The organism is Lysinibacillus sp. RC46, from assembly GCF_041262385.1.
In the GTDB taxonomy this organism is placed as follows: Bacteria; Bacillota; Bacilli; order Bacillales_A; family Planococcaceae; genus Lysinibacillus.
Map to the genome: position 1 here is coordinate 1 of NZ_JBGCCF010000060.1, position 9,076 is coordinate 9,076.

At 34.0% G+C, this 9,076-nt stretch carries 8 protein-coding genes and 6 tRNA genes; 4 read left to right on the forward strand and 10 right to left on the reverse strand.

Features of this window, described 5'->3' with window-relative positions:
* Nucleotides 1-132: 132 nt before the first annotated feature.
* On the reverse strand, nt 133-2,022 hold the full coding sequence (locus ABH966_RS26520; RefSeq protein ID WP_370083665.1) for a hypothetical protein: 1,890 nt from the start codon (nt 2,020-2,022) through the stop codon (nt 133-135).
* A 250-nt stretch (nt 2,023-2,272) separates the two neighbouring features.
* Here ABH966_RS26520 and ABH966_RS26525 point away from each other — a divergent pair, with 250 nt between their 5' ends.
* The gene (locus tag ABH966_RS26525; RefSeq protein WP_370083667.1) at nt 2,273-3,325 is read left to right on the forward strand and encodes an HNH endonuclease; all 1,053 of its coding nucleotides are present in this window, start codon (nt 2,273-2,275) and stop codon (nt 3,323-3,325) included.
* Between the two features lie 46 nt (nt 3,326-3,371).
* Here the strand turns inward: ABH966_RS26525 and ABH966_RS26530 are convergent, their stop codons facing one another.
* Nucleotides 3,372-3,587: a hypothetical protein gene (locus ABH966_RS26530; RefSeq protein WP_370083669.1), complete on the reverse strand. Its 216-nt coding sequence runs from the start codon at nt 3,585-3,587 to the stop codon at nt 3,372-3,374.
* 134 nt (nt 3,588-3,721) lie between these two features.
* Here ABH966_RS26530 and ABH966_RS26535 point away from each other — a divergent pair, with 134 nt between their 5' ends.
* Nucleotides 3,722-4,069, forward strand: coding sequence for a tyrosine-type recombinase/integrase (locus ABH966_RS26535; RefSeq protein ID WP_370083679.1), 348 nt, complete (start codon nt 3,722-3,724; stop codon nt 4,067-4,069).
* A gap of 509 nt (nt 4,070-4,578) precedes the next feature.
* Here ABH966_RS26535 and ABH966_RS26540 read toward each other — a convergent pair.
* Both ABH966_RS26540 and ABH966_RS26545 read right to left on the reverse strand, forming a co-directional pair.
* On the reverse strand, nt 4,579-5,100 hold the full coding sequence (locus tag ABH966_RS26540; protein WP_370083671.1) for a DUF5412 family protein: 522 nt from the start codon (nt 5,098-5,100) through the stop codon (nt 4,579-4,581).
* A 265-nt stretch (nt 5,101-5,365) separates the two neighbouring features.
* Nucleotides 5,366-5,905, reverse strand: coding sequence for a GNAT family N-acetyltransferase (locus ABH966_RS26545; RefSeq protein WP_370083673.1), 540 nt, complete (start codon nt 5,903-5,905; stop codon nt 5,366-5,368).
* A gap of 674 nt (nt 5,906-6,579) precedes the next feature.
* Between ABH966_RS26545 and ABH966_RS26550 the strand changes: the two genes are divergently transcribed.
* Both ABH966_RS26550 and ABH966_RS26555 read left to right on the forward strand, forming a co-directional pair.
* On the forward strand, nt 6,580-6,897 hold the full coding sequence (locus ABH966_RS26550; RefSeq protein ID WP_370083675.1) for a DUF771 domain-containing protein: 318 nt from the start codon (nt 6,580-6,582) through the stop codon (nt 6,895-6,897).
* Nucleotides 6,898-7,024: 127 nt separating this feature from the next.
* Nucleotides 7,025-8,137, forward strand: coding sequence for a tyrosine-type recombinase/integrase (locus ABH966_RS26555; RefSeq protein WP_370083677.1), 1,113 nt, complete (start codon nt 7,025-7,027; stop codon nt 8,135-8,137).
* A gap of 353 nt (nt 8,138-8,490) precedes the next feature.
* On the opposite strand, the gene ABH966_RS26560 is transcribed toward ABH966_RS26555, so the two are convergent.
* From ABH966_RS26560 to ABH966_RS26585, 6 genes are all read right to left on the reverse strand, one after another.
* Nucleotides 8,491-8,571 (reverse strand) — tRNA-Leu (locus ABH966_RS26560).
* Nucleotides 8,572-8,618: 47 nt separating this feature from the next.
* A tRNA-Cys gene (locus tag ABH966_RS26565) sits at nt 8,619-8,692 on the reverse strand.
* 10 nt (nt 8,693-8,702) lie between these two features.
* Nucleotides 8,703-8,777, reverse strand: a tRNA-Gly gene (locus tag ABH966_RS26570).
* 6 nt (nt 8,778-8,783) lie between these two features.
* A tRNA-Gln gene (locus ABH966_RS26575) sits at nt 8,784-8,858 on the reverse strand.
* A 19-nt stretch (nt 8,859-8,877) separates the two neighbouring features.
* Nucleotides 8,878-8,953: transfer RNA gene (locus ABH966_RS26580), tRNA-His, on the reverse strand.
* Nucleotides 8,954-8,985: 32 nt separating this feature from the next.
* Nucleotides 8,986-9,061, reverse strand: a tRNA-His gene (locus ABH966_RS26585).
* Between the last annotated feature and the right edge of the window lie 15 nt (nt 9,062-9,076).

Sequence of the window (9,076 nt, forward strand, 5' to 3'; positions counted from 1 at the left end):
TCATATCGTTTGAAGAACCACCTAGCTCCAGAAGGTGAGTAATTTTATACACAATTAAGTGAGCGTTTTTGTACATAGATTAGTTGACATTTGTACTTTTGAAGCGGTAATTCAAATTGATCCGCTAATACTTCAAATTCTTTTCATTAAATCAATAAATTCGTCGTGCTTTTTGAATTTTTCAAGTCCGGCTTTATTGCCCAATTCAATCGCATCATCTGCCATAATGGGCATAAAATTGTGAATAATGAGCCGGCGAGGGTTTCTGTCAAAAGCATATACTACAATAAATGCCTCATCTTCAATCTTCATGTTCATTATCTGCTTATCGCGGGTATATCCAGATTTACTCAATTGAATATCTTTCGCAACTTCATTTAGGAATATATTGGTTATGTTGTTAGCGATGTTAATATTGTCAAAATATTGGAACATTCTTGCTGAATGTGATTCGCAGCTGTAGCCTGTTTTTTCCCTAATGATACTATTGAAAAAGGCAGTATAATGTAGTATAGGCGCTTTTTCTGCAACAATTATTTGTGATAGTAGGAAATCATTCCAATAAAACATGGTTTCTAGGTCAGGTAATTTGGCTATAATTCCAATAAATTCATTGGCTAGTCTTCCTATCTCCTGAATAAGGAGATACTCTTCCAATAAATCTTGATTTGCATACATACGTCTTTCAACTTTACCTACCCAAATAAGCTCAAGTGCTTCTTCTACTAAGATATTTTTATTCATCTTTTTCAAATTAGAGTGAAGTCCACGACCTTTTCGATCAGAACCATAATGATTATTTTTAAATTCATACTCATCATCACCCTTTTTTAGAGTTTCAGATAGCATAATTTCCTGCATGCAACTTACTAAGAAAAAACAAGTAAGGTTCTGTCGTTCCTCAGCATATACTTGTTTATTATAACTGTTTAGAAGTGTTGGAACATGTGTCGACCATTTAACGATATTAGAAATCTCCGAATCAGTAACGTTATCCTTCTGATACACCGCCTCAGTCACCTTCTGCGCTTGTTGCTGAATAAAAGATTCTAAGTCGGTGATGACTTGATTCATAAACTCAGGATTAAGCCTTTGCTTCTTGCCTAACATCTCTTTCGTGTGTGTCGAGTTTAGAATAAAATCTGTGATCCGATTAACATCCTCAGTGCGACATAGCTCCTGTAGTTGCATTACACGAAGGTAAAAAGCCTCCATTATATTTGATTCACTTACTATTTGAGGCTCTGGCAACCTATTCTTTAGGTTTATTAAATACTGCTTGATTCGTATCAATTCATAAATTCTTACATCTTTGTGGTGAGGCATTTTTGAAATTTTCGCCACTTCCAATAGTTTTTTATTCCACATCATAACAATCTTTACTATTGCATCAAGTACAGTTTTATGAAATGACTCGTCAAGTTCTAATCGTATTTCAGATAATAACTCTGTGATAATCTCGCCATGTACACTTTGGTCTCCTATGATCCTCTTATCTACATTCTCAAGACTGAGATATGACAGCAATGAAGTAATATTAATTTTCCCCTTTTGACGTTTTTCTATTGAATAAAGTACCTTTAAAAGCTTCAATTTCTCAAATTCTTGATTATGGTAGTCATTCAAGTCGAATGCTATCTTTGTCTTTAAATTATGACGAATACCGCTAGGACTCCCAATCAGTTTTCTACGGATATTTTCTGTGCTATAAGCAGCTTCATCCTCTTCCCCATTGTCTATAGCTTCTTGGCAAATTTCATCAATTAACTTAGCCATATTAATTGGTGCCTCATCTCTTTTGGCTCCAATGTCAAACCGTCCTTGTTTCAACTTTGTAATACCGTCTTTAAACCAGTTGCTCCGAATATAGTAGTCATATGTTATAGCTCCTAATTTACCTGAGATAATTTTCATGTTCTTAATTTCATTGTACCTGGGATCATCCAAAAATTCTGGGTTATTTGGGTTAAGTCCTCTTTTTTGAAGTTCCTCTTTTAAATAAAAGTCAGTAAATTTTTTCATAATATATACCTCCTACTTCTTTTTCAAATGGATTTGCTGAATTAATTCTCTATTATTGTAAAACAAGCATCCTGTAGCTGTATGTAACAAAAAAGTCGGAAAATGAAGAACTTAACCAAATAGTTCTAACCTTTTCAATAATTATAGTAAATACTCTTCCCCTTAAACAAACTGAAATTTGACAAGAATTGTAATGAAATATAGACTAATTATAGTCAAAAAAGGTCAGAATTTGCGGAGGTTATTTATAATGTTTAACTGTTTTTACTGTGGAGAAGATTTAGAGGGTACTTTAAAAAGCGAAGAACATATTATTCCTGATTCTATTGGTGGCAATATTACAACTTCGAATGTTTGTATAAAGTGCAATTCTGAAGCGAATCAACAAATAGACGTTAAATTCAAAGATCAATGGTTTATTAGTTGGGAACGCGCTTTAGCAGGTCTAACTGATAAACGCGGGAAAAAGCATACTGAGATAATTGAAACCTTTACAGAAGAAGGAGAACCTATTCAAATCAAGGTTTGTGAGGAGGGTTTTGTTCCAATAACTAAACCTGAGATTACTATAGATTGGATAAATGATATACCGAGTATTATAAAGGTAGATCCGCGGCACCAAGAAAAAGTACTAAGGGATATTGAGAAAAAGGCTTTAAAAAAAGGGATGCAAATAAGCATAAGTAAAGAAAGTTCAGAATCTGTAGATATAGGTAAAGTAGGTTTTCAAAAAATTTTAGATTTAAGTATAATTAGGAGAGAACAAGTTAAAATCTTACTCGGGTTGGGTTGTCTTTTTATACCTAACTTTGCTAAATCTGATACTGCTGCCGCATTAAGAATTTACTTATGGGATATAGACGGAAAAGGAAATATTAAAAACCTTTATTCTAGACTTTTCCCCCACCAATTAGAGAAAGAGAAGTATCCGCCATTTGTAGTTGAAAACAATATTCTACACACCTACTCTTCTGAGAAAGTCCTTTTAAATGGTATAATGAATTTCTTCACATCAGATAGTGAGCACATATTTATTGTCTACAAATACAATAACAAAATTCGCCTCTATTTAAACATATTTGGAATGATTCCGGCAGTAATTGAAACACTTGAAAGTCCAACTTATTTTTATCCAGGCCCATTACCTTACAAGGAAATGGCATATGTCGTTAACCCTAAGGAAAAGAAACATAAAGAATTTTTCATCGATGAAAAAAAAATAATGATCTCCTCTTTAGCAGTGGCTCGTTTGGCTGGTTATATAAGTTCACATCCAACGTTATACAAACATTTGAAGCAATAATAAAACACGTATAAATTAGGAGGAACCCAATTTATACGTGTTTATTTTATGCTTTACAATATTCTTTGGCACGTTCGCGATATCGGCTTACACAATTTAAACATACATCATCTGGGTAATCAACGATGTTTACCATTAATTCATCATAAGTATTACCGCAAATAGAACATGTTATTTTTGTTTCATCCTCTAATAAGTATTGCGTTCCTTCTGCAGTCACTAGTTCAGCAACTAATGTATCTAGATCTTTACCTTCTAGCATTTCAGGAGAAACATATGCTATTAATCGAAATTCACCATTTTGATTTACGCATATATTCCCTCTATTCTCGGTCTTAAGTAGGGAAAGGTGGAAAATGGCGTAGAATCCCATTAAAGGATAAAGTAGCTGTAAGCATAAAGCATTTTAGAAAAGTTAGAGGGTTGGCACCTATAGAGGCTGCCGATAAACATGCTCCCCTTTTTACAACTAAAACAGGCAATGCGTATTCGCCCAGTTATTTGGACCAAGTATTTAAACGAGAATTTTCTAAGATTGAAAGTGATAAAGCTATCACTCCCCATATATTTCGACATGCGTTCGCTATTATCTCACACATAAACGGTGCAGACATTTATAAAATTATGAAATCACTGGGCCATGAGAAGATTGAAACCACAATTATTTATATGGAGAAGGTATTGGCGACGGATCAGCATGCAATTCATGAGTGGGAAGCGGGTAATTTTGAAGGATATATCTAAAATTACGGGTCATATGGACGCTGCAATATTGTTTTCAATAAAAAAACGTAGATGAATTTTATGTTGCTTTGAAATAAAGTTTGTTCAAAAAAATCCACAAACCAGCATCTTACAATAAATATAAAGAATCTAGTTTGAAAATAGATTCATCAAAATGGATTCTTTATCAGCAGATATTAGTTTTGTTATAAAAAAAGTTGGATATTTCGTAATGGTATTGCTCAACAATCGCGCCCGATTGTTGAATACAAAATTGTAATTTAGCATAAGGGATGTAAAGGATAATTTTATAATAATATACCGACAACTATTAATAGGAAGGTAAGAATCACACCGATAACAACTCCAATCAAATGTACCTTGAATGCACCCAAATTAAAAAAATTGCCTATAATGAAATACCCAATTGTTCTAAAACATCGCAACATTACTTCAAATACTTCAAAATGGTATTACTGACTTTTATCAAAAGTGCATAAAACAAATTCCTGAACGACTGTCAGTAAAAATTAATTTGAAAAAGTTTCTCCTTTGTCCAAATTCAAAGTGTGATTATTAATTATAACAATATGGTTATTCTCCCACTCCACATCAACCTTGTGCATACGGTTTTCATAATAAATCCTTTTTTTAATCCAAAGTTGTCCCTTTACAATCCCTATAACACTAATTGAGGTAGCTGCTCCACCGTTCAATGTGTAAAAGTCTATAGTAGTTTTATTATCAGGTGATTGTGTTGCTTCAATATGCTCTCTCGCAACTGTATTTACTGCCACTCCTAATAAAAAAGCTATCGACAGGGGAACTATTATCAATAGGGTTAACCAGCTTCTCCACCTTGCTCGCTTACTACTTTTATCTTTAAAGCCCATTATACCTATAATAAAAACAATAACAGAAAGAAACCAAAGCGTTAGAGCATCTGGTGCCAATTGCCAAGTTCGATTATAGGACGCATAAAGTGCTTGAAATGAAAGCGCTAATAATATTAAACATACAATGAATGACCATAAATTATATTTTCTATCCAATTCGAATTGCCTCCCTTTTTCAAGTTAGACATAAATTGTAATTAAATGGTTCCCGATTTATGGTTTGCAGATGTATTGTTCACAAACAACACCAATACTCCATATTCACTTGAACAAGAGGTATTGGTTCCCCAAGTTTCATTTGGGAACTTTATTGTATAGAATTGTATGAATTACGCTATCTGCTGTAAGGTTTAACTCATTGGCTAATTGTTTTAAGCCCTCTGTAAGTAAATTAGCTCCTTTAATTCCAGACTGGTTAGCTTTATAATCCGAGTCTGGCACCTACTTCTGCATACTCTATATCTTTTCTTTCTGCATTCCAATTATCCCCGGTTTGTCCGTCCCATATCGCTCCTGTTTCAACGAAACCGACAGACGCAAACAACTTCCGAGCGACTTCGTTTACCATCCAATATGATGTAGCAACTGCATCGGCTTTTCCTTGTGGAAACGACTTTATGTAATCAATAACTTTCATCATTGCTTGTTTGCCAAATCCTTTGCCTTGATACTTTTTATCAATCATAAAGCGATTAAGTCCATAAGTAGATTTATCTCCATATTTTTCACATAAAAATGCACTTTCCGCCAGTTCGAAAAATCCAATATCGACATATCCTATGACTTCATCATTGTTGTATATAGCGAAAATCATAGGAGGGTTTTCGTCGTTGAGTATCTTTACATAGGCTTTAGCCAAACAATATATACTGGAATCCACATTTCCTTTCTGCTCGTCTGTTATGCTTAACTTCAACACTGCCTCAAAATTATCGTGGGTAATTTTTCTTAATTCAATCATTTCTCTTCCCTACTTCCGAAAATATAAATTCGCCCCTCTACAATTCAACTTTCTTTACTATTTCGCCATTATCGCCAGTACACCTTTTAAACGAATCGATTTCTCCCATCAACTGATGATAAATGCACCCAAAGCGTCGTTTGGTTACATGTCTTAAAAAAACGTTATTCAATAATATGGCCCGATTGTTGAACAAATGTGAAACACCACTCTTCAACTAAACTGCCCCGTTAGTTTAATAAAAAAGGGCTGCATATGCAACTCATGTTCTTCAAGTAAAGCACCCGTTATCACAATAAAATGAAATCCAATTTGATTAATCATTTTCAAAATGGATTCTTTGTTTTTGAAGTAGGATAGAAAATAAACCTTTTGACCTATAAGAATTTAATTATCTTGAAAGTATGATATTTATGATTGAAAGCAAATATGAATCTCTAAAAAAGATAATTATGTTTTTTAGAAAAAGTCTTCGAAAATATAAATGGAAAGTATAGTGTATTCTGATATCGGGATTATAATATTCCAGAATTCACCGGTTAAATCACTAAAATATAATCAAATATGCTATCAAGGGAAAAACCCCAGCAACAGTTATTCCAATGGATATTTCATCACTTTGGATTACTAGCTTGGGGCTTTTTGTGCTTGTAAATAAAATGGAGGAAAAGGAAATGCAACAGTTATCAGTGACATTAACAATCCCAATCCCATCTGATTCAATAATTATTTCAAAGGTAGAGTTGGAGGAACTAAAGAAGGCACAACTTGCAGGTGTTTATTGGTCCATGAAAGATCTTGAAAATAGAATTAACCGAAAACATGAGTGGATAAAAGAAAATATTCTCTATCCATCAAAGTTCAAAAAAGTTCTTGATATCGAATCAGGTGGCTTTGTCTTTTACCCAAAATCTAAAGGACAAACCTGGTCTTTTCAGGCATCCAAAATGGCAGCATTTTTAGAAAAATATTTTAAAGATATTTTTTCTTAAAACCAATATTAAAGGAATCAAATGTAACGAGTAACTACTCTTTAAAATTTAATCCTTATAGAAAGTAATTTCATTGTTAATAATAGAAACCATATTCATAAAATATATTTTTCAGAGGTGAATAGCAGTGGCAAGTATTCAAAAACGTGGTAAAACATATCAATATACAATTAGTCGTATATTGGATGGAAAACAAGATCCGATTCGAAAAGGAGGTTTTCATACTAAAAAAGAAGCAACAATTGCAGCAGCTGAAATTGAAGCTATGCTAAATAAAGGGATTGTTCCTCACTTAAAACCAGCTCCTTTTGATGAATACTTTAATAACTGGGTAAAGCTGTATAAAACTAACTTATCACTAGCAACATTAAAACATTATGACTACACATATAACCGCATCAAGGAATTTTTCAACAGTACATCTTTGCAAGAGATTTCAACACAGGATTACCAAAAGTTCTTGAATCAATTAGGGGCTACACGTTCGAAGGAAACTGTAGAAAAAGTAAATGGTCATATTCGTGCGTGCGTCCTTGATGCAGTTGACGAACAAATCATACCACGTGATTTCACAAGGAAAGCTGAATTGAAATACACAGTTGACGCAAAAGAGGAATTCGAAAAATATGTAAATTACCAAGATAGTATTTTATTGTTGAATGGTCTTAAAGATCGATTAGATCAAGGTTTAGATTATTATTTGCTATTATTAGGTTTAACAACCGGATTACGTTTTGAAGAATTAGTTGGGCTTGTATATAGTGATTTTGACTTCAATCATAATGAATTAAATGTAGATAAAACCTGGGGATATAATAACAGAATGCCTACAGGATTTGGACCTTTAAAAAATAAAGCGTCTAAAAGAAAAATCAAAGTAGAAGGCACTACAATGGCATTATTTGAAGATTTATTTAAAACGACTCCAGATAATGAACATCATTTAGTATTTTATAATGAAAAGTCAAAATACAAAGTAATAACAAATGAACGAGCAAATGATCTTTTAAAAGAAGTGTTACTCGAATTAAATATTCGACCACTTATTACAATGCACGGTTTAAGACATACTCATGGAAGCATTTTATTACACAAGAAAGCGACTTACCAATATGTAAGTAGACGCTTGGGTCATGAAGACATTGAAACAACAATGAGAACTTATGCACATCTTCTGAAAGAAACCATTGAAGAAAACGATCAATTGGCAATCGATACTTTTACCGAAACGTATCAGTAGAAGAGCAATTAGCGCCTCACAATGACCAAATTAGATTTCATTAAAAAGCTTATGTTTGAAAAAACATGAGCTTTTTTCTGTGTAAATAATTTATTTTGATTCCTTGGTTGGGAGTGAAAAGCTCATGTATGTTTTATTTTGCTTCCCTTAATCAATCACGATTTCACGGATGGCAGCTTGTGTAAAAACTTGTGTAAAATAAATCTGTCTGTGTGTAAAATTTGTGTAAAATGATTTCGATTCTTATCGTTTCCTATCGTAACCCAAGAAATGTAAAAAGCTCACAGACCCTGTACTATCAAGGTTTGTGAGCTTTCCAAACTTACTAAACGTAACATATATGTACGTGATGATACCGGTGGTCGGGGTCGAACCGACACTCCAAAGGAACACGATTTTGAGTCGTGCGCGTCTGCCAATTCCGCCACACCGGCATAATGGAGATAAAAAAAATCGGATAAACCGATTGAGTAATAAAATATGGAGGCGGCAACCGGATTTGAACCGGTGATAAAGGTGTTGCAGACCTGTGCCTTACCACTTGGCTATGCCGCCATAAAATATTTGGAGCGGAAGACGAGGTTCGAACTCGCGACCCCCACCTTGGCAAGGTGGTGTTCTACCACTGAACTACTTCCGCAATAAATGGCTGGGGTACCTGGATTCGAACCAGGGCGTGACGGAATCAAAATCCGTTGCCTTACCGCTTGGCTATACCCCAAAAGTTAAATATATATAAATGGGGCGACTGATGGGAATCGAACCCACGAATGCCTGAACCACAATCAGGTGCGTTAACCACTTCGCCACAACCGCCATATTATTATATTTTATTATTTTAAATTAAATGGGGCGACTGATGGGAATCGAACCCACGAATGCCTGAACCACAATCAGGTGCGTTAACCACTTCGCCACAACCGCCATATTATTATATTT

Excerpts from the sequence above, each read along its gene's own strand:
- ABH966_RS26545 (WP_370083673.1), bottom strand. The coding sequence starts at position 5,905 with ATGATTGAATTAAGAAAAATTACCCACGATAATTTTGAGGCAGTGTTG.
- ABH966_RS26520 (WP_370083665.1), bottom strand. The coding sequence starts at position 2,022 with ATGAAAAAATTTACTGACTTTTATTTAAAAGAGGAACTTCAAAAAAGA.
- ABH966_RS26530 (WP_370083669.1), bottom strand. The coding sequence starts at position 3,587 with ATGCTAGAAGGTAAAGATCTAGATACATTAGTTGCTGAACTAGTGACT.
- ABH966_RS26550 (WP_370083675.1), top strand. The coding sequence starts at position 6,580 with ATGCAACAGTTATCAGTGACATTAACAATCCCAATCCCATCTGATTCA.
- ABH966_RS26525 (WP_370083667.1), top strand. The coding sequence starts at position 2,273 with ATGTTTAACTGTTTTTACTGTGGAGAAGATTTAGAGGGTACTTTAAAA.